At 44.8% G+C, this 16,528-nt stretch carries 16 protein-coding genes; 6 read left to right on the forward strand and 10 right to left on the reverse strand.

Annotated features, from left to right (window positions below; translation table 11 throughout):
* Window positions 1-178: 178 nt before the first annotated feature.
* From MEALZ_RS07690 to MEALZ_RS07705, 4 genes are all read right to left on the reverse strand, one after another.
* Entirely contained in the window at window positions 179-568 is a 390-nt protein-coding gene (locus MEALZ_RS07690; RefSeq protein WP_014148058.1) for a hypothetical protein, read from the reverse strand.
* 578 nt (window positions 569-1,146) lie between these two features.
* Window positions 1,147-2,583 (reverse strand): dihydrolipoyl dehydrogenase, encoded by a 1,437-nt coding sequence (lpdA, locus tag MEALZ_RS07695; protein ID WP_014148059.1) that lies wholly within the window; start codon window positions 2,581-2,583, stop codon window positions 1,147-1,149.
* A gap of 13 nt (window positions 2,584-2,596) precedes the next feature.
* Window positions 2,597-3,844, reverse strand: coding sequence for a 2-oxoglutarate dehydrogenase complex dihydrolipoyllysine-residue succinyltransferase (gene odhB, locus MEALZ_RS07700; RefSeq protein WP_014148060.1), 1,248 nt, complete (start codon window positions 3,842-3,844; stop codon window positions 2,597-2,599).
* Window position 3,845: 1 nt separating this feature from the next.
* Window positions 3,846-6,671 carry a 2-oxoglutarate dehydrogenase E1 component gene (locus tag MEALZ_RS07705; protein WP_014148061.1) on the reverse strand — a complete coding sequence of 942 codons (2,826 nt, stop codon included), beginning with the start codon at window positions 6,669-6,671 and terminating at the stop codon, window positions 3,846-3,848.
* A 152-nt stretch (window positions 6,672-6,823) separates the two neighbouring features.
* Between MEALZ_RS07705 and MEALZ_RS07710 the strand changes: the two genes are divergently transcribed.
* Window positions 6,824-7,519, forward strand: coding sequence for a DUF2914 domain-containing protein (locus MEALZ_RS07710; RefSeq protein WP_014148062.1), 696 nt, complete (start codon window positions 6,824-6,826; stop codon window positions 7,517-7,519).
* Between the two features lie 616 nt (window positions 7,520-8,135).
* Complete coding sequence (locus MEALZ_RS07715; RefSeq protein ID WP_014148064.1) at window positions 8,136-8,453, forward strand: H-NS histone family protein; 318 nt, start codon at window positions 8,136-8,138, stop codon at window positions 8,451-8,453.
* A gap of 295 nt (window positions 8,454-8,748) precedes the next feature.
* On the opposite strand, the gene MEALZ_RS22975 is transcribed toward MEALZ_RS07715, so the two are convergent.
* Window positions 8,749-8,913 (reverse strand): hypothetical protein, encoded by a 165-nt coding sequence (locus tag MEALZ_RS22975; RefSeq protein ID WP_017839339.1) that lies wholly within the window; start codon window positions 8,911-8,913, stop codon window positions 8,749-8,751.
* A gap of 716 nt (window positions 8,914-9,629) precedes the next feature.
* On the opposite strand from MEALZ_RS22975, the gene MEALZ_RS07720 reads away from it, so the two are divergent.
* Window positions 9,630-9,953, forward strand: a complete 324-nt coding sequence (locus MEALZ_RS07720) for a rhodanese-like domain-containing protein (RefSeq protein WP_014148065.1) — start codon at window positions 9,630-9,632, stop codon at window positions 9,951-9,953.
* A gap of 343 nt (window positions 9,954-10,296) precedes the next feature.
* Here the strand turns inward: MEALZ_RS07720 and moeA are convergent, their stop codons facing one another.
* A complete protein-coding gene (gene moeA / locus MEALZ_RS07725) occupies window positions 10,297-11,544 on the reverse strand; it encodes a molybdopterin molybdotransferase MoeA (RefSeq protein ID WP_014148066.1) in 1,248 nt (415 codons plus the stop codon).
* Complete coding sequence (gene mobB, locus MEALZ_RS07730; RefSeq protein WP_014148067.1) at window positions 11,537-12,067, reverse strand: molybdopterin-guanine dinucleotide biosynthesis protein B; 531 nt, start codon at window positions 12,065-12,067, stop codon at window positions 11,537-11,539. Before mobB ends, moeA begins: the two co-directional genes overlap by 8 nt.
* A 272-nt stretch (window positions 12,068-12,339) precedes the next feature.
* Here mobB and MEALZ_RS07735 point away from each other — a divergent pair, with 272 nt between their 5' ends.
* The 3 genes from MEALZ_RS07735 to rpoS are packed head-to-tail and all read left to right on the forward strand — an operon-like array spanning window position 12,340 to window position 14,657.
* Window positions 12,340-12,840: a DnaJ domain-containing protein gene (locus MEALZ_RS07735; protein WP_014148068.1), complete on the forward strand. Its 501-nt coding sequence runs from the start codon at window positions 12,340-12,342 to the stop codon at window positions 12,838-12,840.
* Window positions 12,840-13,631, forward strand: coding sequence for a peptidoglycan DD-metalloendopeptidase family protein (locus tag MEALZ_RS07740; protein ID WP_014148069.1), 792 nt, complete (start codon window positions 12,840-12,842; stop codon window positions 13,629-13,631). Before MEALZ_RS07735 ends, MEALZ_RS07740 begins: the two co-directional genes overlap by 1 nt.
* 45 nt (window positions 13,632-13,676) lie before the next feature.
* Complete coding sequence (rpoS, locus tag MEALZ_RS07745; protein WP_014148070.1) at window positions 13,677-14,657, forward strand: RNA polymerase sigma factor RpoS; 981 nt, start codon at window positions 13,677-13,679, stop codon at window positions 14,655-14,657.
* A 10-nt stretch (window positions 14,658-14,667) separates the two neighbouring features.
* Here the strand turns inward: rpoS and MEALZ_RS07750 are convergent, their stop codons facing one another.
* From MEALZ_RS07750 to MEALZ_RS07760, 3 genes are read right to left on the reverse strand one after another with little or no spacing between them, the layout of a single operon-like run.
* A complete protein-coding gene (locus MEALZ_RS07750; protein ID WP_014148071.1) occupies window positions 14,668-15,531 on the reverse strand; it encodes a carbon-nitrogen hydrolase family protein in 864 nt (287 codons plus the stop codon).
* On the reverse strand, window positions 15,521-16,120 hold the full coding sequence (locus MEALZ_RS07755) for a GNAT family N-acetyltransferase (protein ID WP_014148072.1): 600 nt from the start codon (window positions 16,118-16,120) through the stop codon (window positions 15,521-15,523). Before MEALZ_RS07755 ends, MEALZ_RS07750 begins: the two co-directional genes overlap by 11 nt.
* A 32-nt stretch (window positions 16,121-16,152) precedes the next feature.
* Complete coding sequence (locus MEALZ_RS07760; RefSeq protein ID WP_014148073.1) at window positions 16,153-16,518, reverse strand: VanZ family protein; 366 nt, start codon at window positions 16,516-16,518, stop codon at window positions 16,153-16,155.
* Window positions 16,519-16,528: the final 10 nt, after the last annotated feature.

Here is a 16,528-nt window from a genome sequence, read left to right on the forward strand (position 1 = left end):
CAATAAAAGCTTGCTATGCTGCATTATTAAATGGACTTGGATTCAATATTACGAAATAACCATGAGGAGTAACGTGACACGAAGAATTAGATCGTCGATTTTATAGCCTTTTCTTCATTGTCTTCATGATGTATTCGCCAATACTTTCAAAGTCTAAGAGTCGTGGGAAACCGAAACATTACAAGGCGAAATTCAAAAGAGTCAGTCCGACCCATACGAAACCGATCGTTGTTATCGCAAAACTGACAATCGTGTAGGCTTTCCAAATGGTTTTATCCCAAAAATTGGGGTCGAAAGCCGCGATAACGAAAACGCCGGGATTGGTCATGCCGCCGATGACGACAAGCCAGCAGGCCAAAACTGGCAGCGGAATTTTTACCGCATAAAAAGCCAAACAAAACAATGCCATTAGTACAAAATCGACATGGGCCCTGATCATTGTTTTATAGTCTTTTAGAAAGCCGCCGTCTATGCCTTCGATAGGAAACCATTTGGCAAAGGTCATGAGCCATGCCGAGGCCAATACCGCGAAAATCATCAACACGGCTCCGATTAATAATATTTCCATGTTATTGCTCTTTAGTTTTAAGTTAAGTTACATATAATTTTGTAGCCGAAACTATTCGGTCCGCTTCTGTTTTGCGGGTAGGGGTTGTTAAATCTATAAATGCATTTTTTCCACGAAACACACGAAAATCACAAAAATATTCAATTAGTTATACTTTCCAAGTTACTCACCCAATGGGTGATTCAAGAAACTTATGTAACCGTATGATTATTTTTTGTGTATCTCCTGATTTTCGTGGATTGACTGCCAAATTTACTGTGAAAGATCGTAAATTTTGATTCATTATCTAATTTTTCGATATGCAAAACTCCGTTCTGGTAATGCCGGTTCCGGAGAGGGTGCGGTTGCTCGATCGACAGGCGTCGGCGGCAGGGACAGCCGCCGTCGAGCCTACATGGACGTATTCACGGCGTCCTGTCGGGCGAGTGACCGCACCCTCCCCACCAGAGAACTTTCATTTGCCGGGGCGATGGCCAGGCCTTCATGAACGTTAGGTTAAAGGTTCGAATACATAGCCTAAGAAAGGGCGACCTGCCTATTTGCTATTGGCTTTTAGATTATTTTGCTAAAAATCCATATCAAGGAAGATGCAAGGACCGGTTTTCTATTGCTAGTGCCGCCTCATGCAAGACTTCCGAAATGGTGGGGTGGGCATGTATGGTTCTGGCTAAATCTTCGCCGCTCGCGGAGAATTCCATCGCTAGTACCGCTTCGGCAATTAATTCGGAAGCATTGGCTCCGATGATATGGATGCCTAAAATTAAATCGGTTTCCGCATGCGTGATTATTTTGACCAAACCTTCGGTTTTGTCGATCGACTCGGCACGGCCATTCGATTTCAATGTAAATGTACCGGTCCGATATTTTTGTCCAATGGCTTGTAGGGCTTGTTCGGTTTGTCCGACCCAGGCGATTTCAGGGTCTGTATAGATGACGCTCGGCATGATGTTATAGTTGATCGGATTGTGCCGGTTGGCGATGTGTTCGGCGACGAATACGCCTTCTTCTAAGCCTTTATGCGCCAGCATCGGCCCGAGTAAGGTTAAATCGCCGATCGCATAAACGCCGGGAACCGTCGTGCAGCAGTTTTCGTCGACATGGATATATCCGTTTTCATCCAAAAGCAGTTCGGCTTCGGGGGCTGCAATATTTTCCGAATTAGGCTTTCTACCCGTGGCCACGATCAGTTTGTCGAGTCGTAGCGTATGGCTGCCTTCCGGATTTTGATAGTCGACGACGACCTTGTTATTAGTTTTTTTAGCCGAGGTGACGCGAGCTCCCAAACGTAAATCCAAGCCTTGTTCGGAATAGATTTTATAGGCTTCCGCAGCAATTTGGTGATCGACGATTGGTAAAAAAGATTCTTGCGCTTCTAACAAAATTACTTCGGAACCCAAGCGATTCCATATTCCAGCAAGCTCTAGGCCGATGACGCCCGACCCGATGATTCCGAGTCTTTTGGGGATGCTGGTCATATTCAGTGCATAAGTCGTATCGACGATAAACTCGTTGTCGATCGGCGCGCACGGTAAATCGATGGAGGTGGAGCCGGTCGCTAGTATTATATTGGGGGCATTGAGTTTGATTGGTTTGGCACCGTCGGCGGGTGTCACGCTGACTTGGTCGGCGTTGAGCAGCTTTCCTTGCCCATGATAATAGTTGATTTTTTTTTCGGCGAAAACATTAAGGATCTGCCGGCTTAATCGCGCTATCTTTTCATTTTTGCGATCTATCATCTTCGGCAAATCCAGTTTTATGTTCTCGACCGATATGCCATGATCGGCAAGCCCATGCCGCATTAAGTCGTAGATCTTGGCCGACTCGAGCAGCGCCATCGAGGAAACGCAACCGGCGTTGATATAAGTCCCGCCCAGACTTGGATCGCCATTAATATTGGTCCAATGATCAACACAGGCTGTTTTCAATCCTAATTGGGCGGCGCGGATCGCGGCGACATAGCCGGCAGGGCCGGCACCGACGACAATAACATCATAAGTTGATTCGGGTTTTGACATGACAGTGAACCGTTTATATGTTTAGCAATAAGTGCGCTGGAGATTCCAGGCACTCTTTGATGGTGACCAAAAATTGCACCGCTTCGCGGCCGTCGACCAAGCGATGATCGTAAGATAAAGCAAGATACATGATTGGTCTAACGACTATTTGTCCATTTTCAACCACGGGCCGCTCCTTGATTGCATGCATGCCTAAGATCGCGCATTGCGGCGGATTTAATATCGGAGTCGATAGCATCGAGCCGAAAATGCCGCCATTGGTTATTGTAAACGTACCGCCGGTCAGGTCTTCAAAACTAATGTTGCCTTCTTTGGCTTTTTTGCCGAAATTGGCGATATTTTTTTCGATGCCGGCAAAGTCTAATTGATCGGCATCGCGAAGAACCGGCACAATCAATCCGCGCGGTGTACTGACCGCAATGCCGATATCGTAGTAGCCGTGATAGATAATGTCGTTACCGTCAATTGAGGCATTAATAGTCGGGAATTTTTTCAAGGCCTCGATCGATGCTTTGACGAAAAAAGACATGAAGCCCAATTTGATATTGTGCGTTTGCTCGAAGCGGTTTTTATATTGGTTTCGTAAATCCATCACATGATGCATGTCGACTTCGTTGAAAGTCGTTAGCATCGCGGCGTTTTGTTGCGCTTGCAGCAAGCGTTCGGCAATCTTGGCTCTAAGTCGAGTCATTGGGACCCGTTGTTCGGGTCTTAATGAAGCTGGAATCGTGGCCGGTTTCGAATCCGTTTGCACGGATTCCGGCGGTGTTTTTGTACGAGGCGAGGTTTCGAGAACCGGTTCGTCCTGCAAATATTCGAGAATATCGTTTTTGGTAATACGGCCGTGCTTTCCCGAGCCGCTAATGGCCGAGGGGTCGAGATTTTTTTCAACAACGAGCCTTCGAACCGCGGGGCTCAAAGGAATGTTGGCCGATGCGGTTTCCGGTTCTTTTTCGGCGGTCTGTTGCGGTTCATTGTCGGTATCGCTTGCTGGCGTTGCGGCGCTTTCTTCTGTCGCGGCCGCTTGCGGGTCGATGATAGCCAGTACTTCGCTGCCGACAACAATGTCGCCGTCGTTTTTCAGGATTTTCGTTAAAACGCCTGATTCGGGCGCAGGCACTTCGAGCACGACTTTATCGGTTTCGAGATCGACGAGATTTTCGTTTTTTGTGACTCTATCCCCGGGTTTTTTTTGCCAGTTAATGAGTGTGGCATCGGAAACGGATTCAGGCAGATTAGGAACGAGGACTTCAATGCTCATGTTATTTTCCTGTGTGTTTTCCAAATAAAGCGGTGTTAACAACTTGTTGCTGTTGTTCAAGATGCTTCTTGAAATTGCCTACGGCGGGCGCGGCGGATGCCGGGCGTCCGGCGTATTGCAGATTGATTTCGGTTGCCAACGTATCGACGAAATGGTGTCGGATCTGATACCAAGCACCTTGATTTTTAGGCTCTTCTTGACACCAAATCAAGTGTTCCAAATTCGGGAAACGATCGATTTCTTGTTTAAATCGATTATTTGGAAACGGGTACAGCTGTTCTATCCTGACAATGGCCACATGGTCGATTTCGTGCTCCCGTCTGGCTTCCAAAAGATCATAATACACTTTGCCTGAACATAATATCAGACGGGTTACTTTATCCGGTTTTATCGGGTCTATTTCGCTGATAACCGTTTGGAATCGCCCTTTAGTAAGGCATTCCAGTGTCGACACGGCGAGCTTATGGCGCAATAAGCTTTTCGGAGTCATGACGATTAACGGTTTACGATAGGGGCGGAGTAATTGCCGGCGAAGTAGATGAAAGATTTGTGCCGGAGTCGTCGGTACGCAAACCTGGATATTTTGTTCGGCACAAAGCTGAAGATAGCGCTCCAGTCGGGCGGAGGAATGCTCGGGGCCTTGTCCTTCGTAACCGTGCGGCAGCAGCATCACGAGACCGCTCAAGCGCCCCCATTTGGTTTCGCCGGAACTAATAAATTGATCGATAACTACCTGGGCTCCATTGGCGAAATCGCCGAACTGAGCTTCCCAAATTACCAGGGTTTCAGGGGCGGTCGTACTGTAGCCGTATTCAAAACCCAATACGCCCGCTTCGGAAAGTAACGAGTCGTAGATGTAAGCTCGTCCTTGTTCGGAATCCAGGTGGTTGATCGGCAGGTAGGTTTTGCCGTCAATCTGGTTATGTAAAACGGCATGTCTGTGAAAAAAAGTACCGCGCCCCACATCTTGCCCGGTCAAGCGGACATTGCGTTTTTCCAATAGCAAGGTGGCATAAGCCATGTTTTCGGCAAATCCCCAGTCCAGCGGTTGAGCGCCGGCGGCCATTTTATTTCGGCTGTCCATGATTTTGGCAACCCTGGGGTGTAATTCGAAACCGGTCGGCAGGCACTGTGACCTTTTATTACAGAACCGGAGTACATCGAGCGATACCGAAGTTTTACAAGAAGCAGTCCACTTAGCGTGATGGTATTTTTCCCATAGCGCCGAATAGGAATAAACCTTGTTGCTGAGAACGGGGCGCGACACGACCATGCCGGCTTCCAGCATTGATACATAATCATTTTCGATATTTTGATCCTCTTCAGGCGTGATCAACGCTTCGGATATGAGTTTTTGAGCATAGATTTGCTGAGTGGTCTGATGTTTGCGGATTTTTTGATACATCAATGGTTGGGTTGTTGCCGGTTCATCGGCCTCGTTGTGGCCTAATCTCCGATAGCATATCAAGTCGATGACAACATCCCGGTTGAAAGTCATCCGAAAATCCAAGGCCAATTGCGCGACGAATGACACCGCTTCGGGGTCGTCTCCATTGACATGGAAGACCGGGATTTGCGCCATGCTGGCAATATCGGTGCAATAATAGGTCGAACGGGCATCTCTTGGGTTGCTGGTGGTGAATCCGACTTGGTTGTTGATGACGACATGAATGGTGCCGCCGGTTGAGTAAGCACGGGTTCCAGCCATGTTTAAGGTTTCCATGACAACGCCTTGTCCGGAAAAGGCGGCGTCGCCGTGGATTAAAATAGGCAGGATGGTGTTGAAGCTATTGGGACCGTAACGATCTTGACGGGCTTTAACCGAACCTTCGACGACCGGGTTGATGATTTCCAAATGCGATGGATTGAAGGCCAGCGTGACATGAATAGGCCCGCCGGGGGTGGCAATATCCGACGAAAATCCCATGTGATATTTCACATCGCCGGAATTCATGCCGGGCGTTGAGGTGTGCATGCCTTTGAATTCGTCGAATAGGACGCTTGGGTTTTTTCCAAGAATATTGACCAAGACATTCAAACGCCCGCGATGGGCCATGCCGATGACGATTTCCTTGATTTGCTTGTCGCCGCCGCGTTGTACGATATTATCTAAAAAAGGGATCAGAGACTCGCCGCCTTCCAGTGAAAACCTTTTTTGCCCGACAAAAGTGCGATGCAAATATTTTTCGATGCTTTCCGCCGCAGTCAATTGCTTATGGATGGATAGTTTTTCCTCGGCTGTTAAGTTTGGCTTGGCGCGGGTGCCTTCGAGCCGGTTTTTAATCCAGCGTTTGACATCGGTATCCACGATATGCATGTATTCGCTACCGATGCTACCACAATAAATTTCTTTCAGTCTGCTCAGGATTTCTCTGAGCGGAAGTCTGTCTTCACCATAGAGTGTGCCGGTATCGAAAAGTGTATCCATATCGAGCTCGGTCAGTCCGTAATACGCAGGCTCAAGATCCGGAACTGATGGAATCGATTTATTCAGTGGATTATTGTCGGCAATTTGATGGCCTCTAACCCGGTAATGATTGATAAGCCGCGCGACCGCCGATTGTTTTTTTACGCTTTCTTCGGTAAAGCCTTGCAACTTAGCCAGGCGGCCTTGAGATTGTTGGGCTAGGCTGGCGAATCTGTCAACGATCGGACTATGGATGATCTCCTGTGCCATGCCGTTATGCAGATTCTTGAACGTGTGTCTCCAACTGGGGTCGACCGAGTCGGGGTTTTGCAGGTACTTTTCATATAAGTCTTCGATAAATACGGCGTTTCCGCCATAAAGTGCGGAAGATTCTTGAAATAACTTGAGGAGTTCGCTCATGGATGATTTCCGTTTAATCTGAAGCCAATGCCGATATCTTAGGGGGAAAATGCTATATTACCAAGTATTAAAGTGCCGCCTGTTATAAAAACCAGCCTACATGACTGAATGCGGCGGCGCAAGGTTGTGACTTAGTGGACCGGGAAAAGTTTATGGCAAATGCAAAAAAAATTGTAATCAAAATTAATCGATCCGGAAGAGAACAAAGCAATATGCCGAGAAACTCGGCGCCTTCCGAAATTGTTATCTGGAATGTCAGGCGAATCGTATTGGCTGTAATTATTGCTATTTTATTTATAGTAATTCCTTATTTTTATCTAAGTAATGGATTAGAAGATAAAGTCGACAAAAAAAATGAACAGGCTTCGTCTGAAGTAATAGAGAAAGAATCTTCTCTTATTGAAAAAAAAGATCAACCGATTTCCGAAAGAAATCATCGGATTAAAGAGGTTATTCCTGAGTTGACAAAAGAAGAAGCTCCAGTTGACCGGCGATTTAAGACAATAAATCATTATAAGATTACCAGAGGCTTATTAACTAACGCCATCGTTAATAAAGAACCGGTAAAAGAATTGGTTTCACCCTTCAATATCGGAGAAAAAAAATCAATTCATCTTTATTATTTTACTGAACTCAAAGATTTGAAAGACGAATCTTTTTTTCATCAATGGATTAAAGATGGCGTACTTGTTGGGAAAATACCGATCAATCCGCAAGGCAATCGTTGGAGAGTCTCGACTAACAGAGTATTGACCTATACGGATGCAGGGCATTGGATAGTTCAGTTAATAGATAAAAATGGATTAATTTATAACGAAATTAAATTTGAGGTCATGACTGCTGACTGAGCTATACCCTTTTCTTGTCCGACGAATAAAACCGAAAATGCGCATAGAGACTCTGATTTTGCGCTTATGAGGAGGTGGTGGCTCGATTGACGTAATTATTCACCCCCCCCCTATCATTCCCACGCTCTAGCGTGGGAATGAAGACCGAGACGCTCTAGCGTCTCGTACCGCTGGAGCGGTACTCAGGCATTCCCATGTAGAGCGTGGGAACGATAATCGCCGGGGGACTGAATAGTTACTACTTCTCGGGAGAATATTTTGTGCATATTCCTAACCAAGAATGCAGCTTTTGGAATAAGCCGAGATTATCTGATAATAAAGGTCAACCTTGATTTAAAAGTCATCGGGATAATATCTTTTTTTAATGATTTGAGTTGTTGCTCATTTAACGTTTTTTTAGTTACAATTAATAGCCATCTTTCCTTGAATAAAGAAAAATCTCTTTTTGGGTCTATTAATCTTTGATCACTGGAAAACCTATTAAAAAAAAGCATGATTATTTGTCTCATGTGATTTTTATTAAACCAACGACTTAAGCATTTATTATTTTTTACTTGAGTTGCTTTGGGTTTTAATAAAATTAATTGAAACTTTTACATTAAGTGAGAATTTACGTATGACCGACTTTCAGAATCTTTCAGAAGATGAATTGCAGGCAGTTATTTTAAATGCAGAAAAAGCACTTAAAGCTAAGCAAGCAAATAAACGTAAAGAAGTTATGAATCAGATAAAAGAACTTGCCGCCTCGATCAATGTGGCAGTTGAATTTATTGATGATGAAAAGAAATCCGCTAGAAAAGGTATTAAGGTACCTGTTAAATATCGGCATCCAAACGACCCTAGCAAAACATGGACTGGACGAGGGGTTATGCCTAAATGGCTTCAGTCTTTAGTTGAACAAGGTCATGACCGTTCGGAATTCGAAATTGATTAAGTAATTTATAACGTAAACTACTCAGTTTATAAGCCGGTAAAATAACTTAATACTATAAGCTTGGTGTTAAGCTTTTTGTGCTTTTTATGGGGTGCCTGCTAATTATGTTTATAAATAATTGCTAAGCCGGTAGGGAGGTTTTGTGGATGTGTAGGGACCAGCAATACAAAATTCCTATTTGTTGCCAGAGATGGTAACTTAATAGCTCAATGAGAAAGAGCTTCCAAGAAGCTAGTCTTGGAAGCTCTATAGTTAAAAGTTGAATTGTCGGTTTTGCTTCTATTACTCATATGTATCACAGACGCTCGCTTTTATTACGTTTGTGAGTCGCGTTAATATTTCCAGCAATAGCTGCCGTGGCGAATAAAGTAGAAGAGAGTATGAATTCTCCGGAAACAAAACCAAGCACGCCAGTGACAAATACTGCGCCAGTTAAAATGTCTTTTTGAAAATCGCTCATTAGATGAATCCTCGTTTATTTAGTTAAAGGTTTAAATTACGGTTTAACTATACTGAAGAGGATTGAAGTAAACAATACCATTAAAAATAGACGGATTGTTTACCAAAATAGTACTAATGTTTAATGAACTTTTCCTATAAGACGATTATGGTTATCTCAATTGGCTTTTTTACACTTTGCTAGTCAAATTTCGGCCCAGGGGAGGGATCGTCAAAAGCTGTCGTTCCCAATCATAAGCGCCTCTTAGGAATTCTTGATAAATAACGTCCTGGAATTATGAGTTTTGTTGAGGGTTCGGTAACTCGCTTGACAGGACGCCGTGAACCCAGCACCTAAATTCCATAGGTCTTTAGCAATGATTCAAAATCATGGCTTATTTAGGTGCTGGATGAATTACCCAAGATAGTTAACCATGGCCAATGGGCTATGGAATTTAGGTGCTGGGTAAACCCATCCATGGGGGGTGGGCGGCAGCTCGAACGCCAGGGATGGCGTGAATGCAGATTTTGCAGGAGCAAAAATCTGCCCTGCTGCCGACATCCCTGCTAGCCACGCCCCACCTTCAAAAATTAGCCATTTTTTTGAGTATAAAGGGAGTGGTTGGCGTCTAAGCAGCGCTCAGTGCTTTCTTGCCTTAATCCGAAATTTGATGAGAAGTCTAAAAGGCTTACAATGGCGATCGTTTTTTGAATAAAGTTGAAAAATACAAAATAAATATGCCGGTACAACAAATTTCACCCACCGACTTAAATGTTAAGCTGCAAAGCGATACCCCGCCTTTTTTGCTTGATGTAAGAGAGCCTTACGAATTTGCTTATGCCCGGATTGCAGGCAGCGTGCTGATTCCGTTACATCAAATTCCCGAGCGGTTGGATGAGTTGGATGCCGAGCAGGAAATTGTCGTGATTTGTCACCATGGCATACGTAGTCAGCAGGCGGCATCTTTTTTAGAACACCATTCGTTTCGAAAATTGCTGAACCTAAGAGGCGGAATTGATGCATGGTCTTGTGAATGCGATGCCTCGGTATCGAGATATTGATATTTAGGGCAATGCTTACTGTTTCCTAAAATATACCTTTCGCACTTCAAATTTCGGCAGTGCCTAAGGAGGCACCGGGGTGCCTGGCAAAGGCTTTGCCGGCATGGATACTGGCATAGAGCCTACATGGACGTATTTATCCAGCACCTAAATTCCATAGCCCATTGGCCATGGTTAATTGTCTTGGATAATTCATCCAGCACCTAAATAAGCCATGATTTTGAATCATTGCCAAAGACCTATGGAATTTAGGTGCTGGGTTCACGACCTCCTTTGCCGGACCCCCGGTGCCGAATTTTGATCTACGATGGGTATACTTCATGGTTAAAATGCCGCTTTTAGGTTAATCGATCCAAGTTGATAATGGCTCGACGATGACTCTATCGCCTTTTTTTATGCCTTCGCAATCGCTGGGAAATACAATGAAACAATTGGCGTGGCTCATGCTTGATAGTATATGTGAGCCTTGTTTTCCCGCCGAGCGGACTTGATGCCCGCCGTTATCGGATTGCGATAAAATCCCCCTTATAAACTCAAGTCGACCGGGCGATTTCTTAATCGATTCCTGGCAAATGGCGGTTAATTGCAGCGGTTTTTTCGGTGAGAATCCAGCCATGAACTGAAGCCCCGGTATGACAATACGCTGAAAAGCTAAAACCACCGAGACCGGATTTCCCGGTAATCCGAAAAATCGGCAAGCGCCGATCGAGCCAAACGCAAGCGGTTTTCCGGGTTTTACCGCTATTTTCCAAAGTTCGACCCGTCCGATTTTGTCTAGTATTTCTTGGATAAAATCAGCTTCGCCAACTGAAGCGCCGCCGGTGGTTATGATCGCATCATGAGTATCAGCTGCCGCAATTAATAGATTTTCGAGTTGAGCTTTATCGTCCGGCACAACGCCTAAATCAGTAGTTGAGAAGGCTTCTTCTTTTAGTAATGCACTCAGCATATAGCGATTGCTGTCGTATATTTTTCCGGAAGTTAAGGGTTGACCAAGCGGCGTCAATTCATCTCCGGTCGATAGGAAAGCGATCTTAATTTTGCGTTTTACGTTGACTTGATAAATGCCGGCAGAAGCCAGCAAACCAAGATCGATAGCGGAGAGTTGTTTCGGTGCGGTTATCAGGATGGCATTTTTTGCGATATCTTCCCCGACAATTCTGACATGCTGCAAGGCTTGAACCTTGGCCGGAAAATGGACGGTTTCGCCGATTCTTTGCACGTGCTCTTGCATGACGACGGTATCGAGTGCTTCCGGTATCACGCCGCCGGTAAAAATTCTGACGCATTGCCCGGGTAAGATACTTCCTTCATAGGGGCGCCCGGCCCATGACGTACCGATTAGGTTTAAGCTGAACGGATGGTCGGGATTGATATCGGAACTGGCTAACGCATAGCCGTCCATTGAGGCATTATTATGATAAGGCAGATCGATAGGTGAAATGGCCGATTCCGCCAAAACTCTGCCTAACGCATCGTGTAAATTAACCTTTTCAGCGTCGTTTATAGGCTCTATTGACGATCTCATGCGGGTTAGCGTCTCTTCAAGGGTCAGCAGGCGGTCTTCTGTTTGAATACAGGCATCAATCATGCTTGCGCTCCAAGAATTGGTTTAAAATGTAATCGGCTATCATGTTCGGATTGTTTAAGTCGAAACCGAGTAAATGTTTTGGTAATTCGAGCGGGCTATCCGATGCAACGGCGATAATATTAGGGTCGTTTGGATACATTAGCGGTTTGTTTAGCGCCGGTCTATGGATTTCGATTTTTGGAAATAATTCAGCCTTGAAGCCTTCGACTAAAATGAGATCCAGGTTGCCTTGATCAATAACTTGTAGCTGGTCGGCAAGCTTAGGTTCCTGTGCCGGTTCGATTTCAGTAATGATTGCGCGCCGGTGTTTTGATGCCAATAGCACGGTTAGAGCCCCCGCCTTGCGCAGTCGATAACTGTCTTTGCCCGGCTGGTCTATCTCGAAATTATGATGGCTGTGTTTGATCAAACCGATTCGTAGCTTATGATTTTTGAGGATGGGTATTAGTTGTGTCAATAAGGTAGTCTTACCGGTTCCGCTGAATGCTGCGAAACCGAGGATAGGAATATGAGTTTGTAGCATGGTCGACTAATTACTGTAATCTGGAAAAATTCGGAACTAAGATAGGGTCTTAAGGTTTAATATGCAATTATTTGTAGCTATTCAGCGTATTCGGTAGGTTGGTGTCAGGCATTGATTTCTAAGGACGCGTGAATACATCCCTGTAAGCTCTGACTGCAACGTCCTGTTGCAGACAGCCTTATAAATCAATGCCTGACACCTTCTCATACATGACTTATGCTGAATAATTACAATTATTTCAATAAGCGGATCATTTTAATCGGAGAGTATTTTTGATTCGAATCTATTTGGCGATATTGGCGCTAGCCGTCTTTTTTTGGTTATTACGCGGGTTTTTAAGCCGTCCACCTGAAGTGGTGGCTCGTTATATAAAACTGATAATCGCCGTTTTCATCGGATTGGTTCTGCTATATCTTGGCGCGACAGGAAAGCTTAATTGGTTGATAGCACTTTTGGGTATCTTGGTTGCTGTTTTGACTAGGTTTGTTCCTGCTTTGCTGTACTATGCCCCGGCATTACAGAAACTTTGGTTTATGTTTAAATCCGGCAAGCAAAGCAGCGAAGGACGCCGTTATTCGAGCTCGAGCAATGCCGCGATGTCGGTTGAAGAAGCTTACGAGATTTTAGGATTAAAACAAGGTGCAACTCGTCAGGATATTATTGCCGCGCATAGAAAGTTAATGCAAAAACTACACCCGGATCGGGGGGGATCGGGTTATTTGTCGTCTAAGATCAATCAAGCAAAAGATTTATTATTAAAGTATGTAGCCTGATGTTTTTATTTAAATTAGTTGCACGTCGCGATTGCTGGGTATTGATGCTTGCCGGGGTTGCTGTTTCTTGCGGGCAGGTCGTTTTGCCGGATTCGGAAGTTGCGACGATCCCTTCCATATCAAGGCCCGAACCGGCTAAAACAGCTATTGACTCCGCTTATTATGTTGTCCAACCGGGCGATACGCTTTATTCGATCGGGTTTCGATCGGGTCATGGGTATCAGGTGCTTGCTGCCTGGAATGGGATTAAACCGCCTTACAAAATATTGGTCGGACAGAGGCTTAAAATGTTTGATCCAGGTCCCGAAAAACCTACTATCGTTAAACCTTCAAATGACCCGGGAAGCTTAGTGCGGGCCCCAGTTGAAAAGAGAAATTCGTCACAAAAAAAATCAATAGTTTCAAATGATAAGAAAAAACTGTTAAAGTTGCACTGGCAGTGGCCGATTACCGGAATAATACTAAAAAACTTTTCCCAATCCGGTAGAAAAGGAATAGATATCTCAGGTCGTTTAGGTCAGTCGGTTAAGGCGACGGAAGCAGGTAAAGTCGTTTATAGCGGTACAGGTTTAATCGGCTATGGAAATCTACTCATCGTTAAACATAATGAAACATACATGAGTGCTTATGCTAATAACAGTCTATTGCTGGTCGAAGAAGGAGAGTATGTGGAAAAAGGCCAAAAAATAGCTGAAGTTGGTAAATTGGCGTCGGGGCAAGCCGCGCTGCACTTCGAAATAAGAAAAAACGGAAATCCGGTAAATCCGCTCGAGTATTTGCCGAAAAATTGACGAAACCACTTCGGCAATAGCCGATTAACCTGGGGGTTAATAATAATGAAAGAAGAATTCGTTGAGGTTACTTCCATTAAGCCGCACGGCACACTCTCGGATGATCTCGTTTTCGACGATGATGAACAAAGTTTGTGTCTCGAGGAAGTGCCTGTCATAGAAGATGTATTGATTGATGATTCTCAAAATGATTATACATTCGATGCTACGCGCTTTTATTTAAATGAACTGGGTCGGTCGAAGTTACTGACTGCCGATCAAGAAAAAATGTACGGCAAAAGGGTTTTACGAGGCGATGAAGAGGCTCGTAAAATTATGATCGAAAGCAACCTTCGGCTAGTCGTTAAAATTTCTCGTCGCTATTTAAATAGAGGTTTGCCGTTGCTCGATCTGATCGAAGAAGGAAATCTCGGCTTGATTAGAGCTGTTGAAAAATTCGATCCCGAGCGTGGATTCAGATTTTCAACTTACGCTACTTGGTGGATAAGGCAGACCATCGAAAGAGCGATCATGAATCAGACCCGTACGATTAGGCTTCCGATCCATATTGTTAAAGAGATGAACGTTTATCTCAAAGCGCAAAGACAATTAGCGCAAACTCTTGATCATGAGCCGAATGCCGAAGATATCGCCCGTCATCTTGATAAGCCAGTCAAAACCGTCGAAAAAATGCTTAAACTAAACGAGCGCGTTAGCTCCGTGGATGTTCCGGCCGGAAAGGATTTCGATAAACCGTTGGTGGATTCAATTTCTGATGAATGGAGCATGTCCCCAACTGAAACCCTCCAAGAAGAAGGTATCAAGGATAATGTCACGAACTGGATCTATCAGCTTTCGGAAAAGCAACGCGAAGTCATTTGTCGGCGCTATGGGTTGTGCGGTCATGAATCCGCAACTCTGGAACAAGTGGCTCAAGAGCTAGGGGTTACCCGGGAAAGAGTCAGGCAGATTCAGATGGACGGACTAAAAAGACTCAAAGAAATATTGGAATTCGGCGGCTATTCCTTTGAGTCTATTTTTCACTAACGGATTTGCTTTAAATGAATCTTTCTTGCAAAGGCCAATCTCTGTAATTAAAGACTTGGCCTTCTGCACGGACTTTTGCAATCCCGGTCAATGAAATATCGGCATAGACCCATTGCGTGACATTCAATTCGCCAATCGCTGCAATACCGTTGTCTGGAAACCCTCGATCGACCGGCGTATAAATCGCTGCCGCACCTACGTTGACATCGACCGCTTCGGACCATGGGGCGTTGCCTACTGTCGGTGACTGTACGACAAAACATTGATTTTCCAAGGCTCTTGCCTGACAGCCAATTCTAACTCGATGATAACCTGCAACGGTGTCGGTACAACTCGGCACCAAAATCAGATTCGCGCCGGATTCGACTTGTTTTCTAGCTAGCAGCGGAAATTCGCTGTCATAGCAAACATTGATCGCAATTTTGCCGTAGTCGGTGTCGAAACATTTTAATGCTTCACCGCTTTTAATCAACCACTGCTCGTTTTCGAAGCGCGTCATCTGCAGTTTATCCTGAAAATCGTAACGACCATCGGGCCAAAATAAATAAGCCCGATTTCGGTACTCGCCGTTTTCGATTTTGACTGGAAAAGTTCCAGCCTGAATATAGCAAGAATATTGCTGTGCCAGCGAGCGATATAAGTCGACATAGTCGTCATGCAGGCTTTGCATGGCATCCAGTTGTTTTTCCAGCGATTTGTATATTTCTTCCGAAAAAAGCGAAGCTAATTCCATGCTGCCATATTCCGGGAAAACTAAAATTTTTGCGCCTTCATCGGCGGCTTCCCGAACCCAGCGTTCGATTTTGCTTTGATAATTGGCCCAGTTTTCGAGAAAGCCGATATCGTATTGCGCAGCCGCTATTTTAATTGTCATGTTTCAACCAGAATGTCATCAGCTTAGGGGTTTCGGTTTCATCGTCCAGGTCTTTCCAGGTATAGGTAGTTTGCAGTTCCGGGTGTTTGAAATAGCCGCGTTTGTTCCAGAACTTGTCGAGCGGTATGTAATCGGCCGGACGGCGGGGATGGTCGGCAGGCCGCTCGACGCAACAAAAACAAATATGTTTGAAACCGCCAATGTCATCGGCGTGGGCTTCGCGTTCTTCGAAAAATTTAACGCCGATGCCAAGACCTCGATAATTTTTATTTAAAACCGACTCGCCGCAATAAAAAATTTCGTCCGGGTTATAGCCGTTTTCAATAAAAGGTTTTTTGACTTCGTCGGTTTCGTATTTCAATGGAATCGCGGTCGATGCGCCAATGATTTTTTCGCCATCGAAGGCCAGTACGATGACGCTTTCCGGGCAATCGATATAGGTTTGCAGATATTTTTTTTCATAGTCATAATCGCCATCGTAAAGATAGGGAAAATCATGAAAAACTTCGATACGAAGGCGCGCAAGGTCGGGGATGTATTTCTCCAAATCTTTGCCGCTCCATCTTTCAATGCGTATGTTTTTAGACATCGTGTTAACCTGCTTTTAAAAAAACTAATATTTTAACGGAAGCGACTGCGGGATGTGAATCGATACAGAATGAATAGTGCAATTGCGGCGCCTAACGTATCGGCAAGCCAATCGAGAACATCCGAAGAACGTCCGTCGACGAAAGATTGGTGCCATTCGTCGCTGATTCCGTATAAGCTGCAGAATATAAGGCTGACAACAGCCAAGTGCCGAGGATTGGAAATAAAGTGTATTAATAAACGCCAGGTGAAAAAAGCCAGAATAAAATAGGCGCCGGCATGATACAGTTTGTCTTGATGTTCGAACCACATTGGTGCCGGCAGGGAAGGTTGATGCGATAGCCAAAAAATAAAGCCGCAGTACAAAGCCAAGAGTGAAAAATCCCTAAATTTAGTCATTCGTTTGAAT

Source organism: Methylotuvimicrobium alcaliphilum 20Z (assembly GCF_000968535.2).
In the GTDB taxonomy this organism is placed as follows: Bacteria; Pseudomonadota; Gammaproteobacteria; order Methylococcales; family Methylomonadaceae; genus Methylotuvimicrobium; species Methylotuvimicrobium alcaliphilum.

What these genes read in the sequence shown, in the direction of transcription:
- MEALZ_RS07710 (WP_014148062.1), top strand. Translation starts at nt 6,824, where the DNA reads ATGGCAAATGCAAAAAAAATTGTAATCAAAATTAATCGATCCGGAAGA.
- MEALZ_RS07715 (WP_014148064.1), top strand. Translation starts at nt 8,136, where the DNA reads ATGACCGACTTTCAGAATCTTTCAGAAGATGAATTGCAGGCAGTTATT.
- rpoS (WP_014148070.1), top strand. Translation starts at nt 13,677, where the DNA reads ATGAAAGAAGAATTCGTTGAGGTTACTTCCATTAAGCCGCACGGCACA.
- MEALZ_RS07755 (WP_014148072.1), bottom strand. Translation starts at nt 16,120, where the DNA reads ATGTCTAAAAACATACGCATTGAAAGATGGAGCGGCAAAGATTTGGAG.
- moeA (WP_014148066.1), bottom strand. Translation starts at nt 11,544, where the DNA reads ATGATTGATGCCTGTATTCAAACAGAAGACCGCCTGCTGACCCTTGAA.
- MEALZ_RS07740 (WP_014148069.1), top strand. Translation starts at nt 12,840, where the DNA reads ATGTTTTTATTTAAATTAGTTGCACGTCGCGATTGCTGGGTATTGATG.
- lpdA (WP_014148059.1), bottom strand. Translation starts at nt 2,583, where the DNA reads ATGTCAAAACCCGAATCAACTTATGATGTTATTGTCGTCGGTGCCGGC.
- MEALZ_RS07720 (WP_014148065.1), top strand. Translation starts at nt 9,630, where the DNA reads ATGCCGGTACAACAAATTTCACCCACCGACTTAAATGTTAAGCTGCAA.
- MEALZ_RS07690 (WP_014148058.1), bottom strand. Translation starts at nt 568, where the DNA reads ATGGAAATATTATTAATCGGAGCCGTGTTGATGATTTTCGCGGTATTG.
- MEALZ_RS22975 (WP_017839339.1), bottom strand. Translation starts at nt 8,913, where the DNA reads ATGAGCGATTTTCAAAAAGACATTTTAACTGGCGCAGTATTTGTCACT.
- mobB (WP_014148067.1), bottom strand. Translation starts at nt 12,067, where the DNA reads ATGCTACAAACTCATATTCCTATCCTCGGTTTCGCAGCATTCAGCGGA.
- MEALZ_RS07750 (WP_014148071.1), bottom strand. Translation starts at nt 15,531, where the DNA reads ATGACAATTAAAATAGCGGCTGCGCAATACGATATCGGCTTTCTCGAA.
- odhB (WP_014148060.1), bottom strand. Translation starts at nt 3,844, where the DNA reads ATGAGCATTGAAGTCCTCGTTCCTAATCTGCCTGAATCCGTTTCCGAT.
- MEALZ_RS07760 (WP_014148073.1), bottom strand. Translation starts at nt 16,518, where the DNA reads ATGACTAAATTTAGGGATTTTTCACTCTTGGCTTTGTACTGCGGCTTT.
- MEALZ_RS07705 (WP_014148061.1), bottom strand. Translation starts at nt 6,671, where the DNA reads ATGAGCGAACTCCTCAAGTTATTTCAAGAATCTTCCGCACTTTATGGC.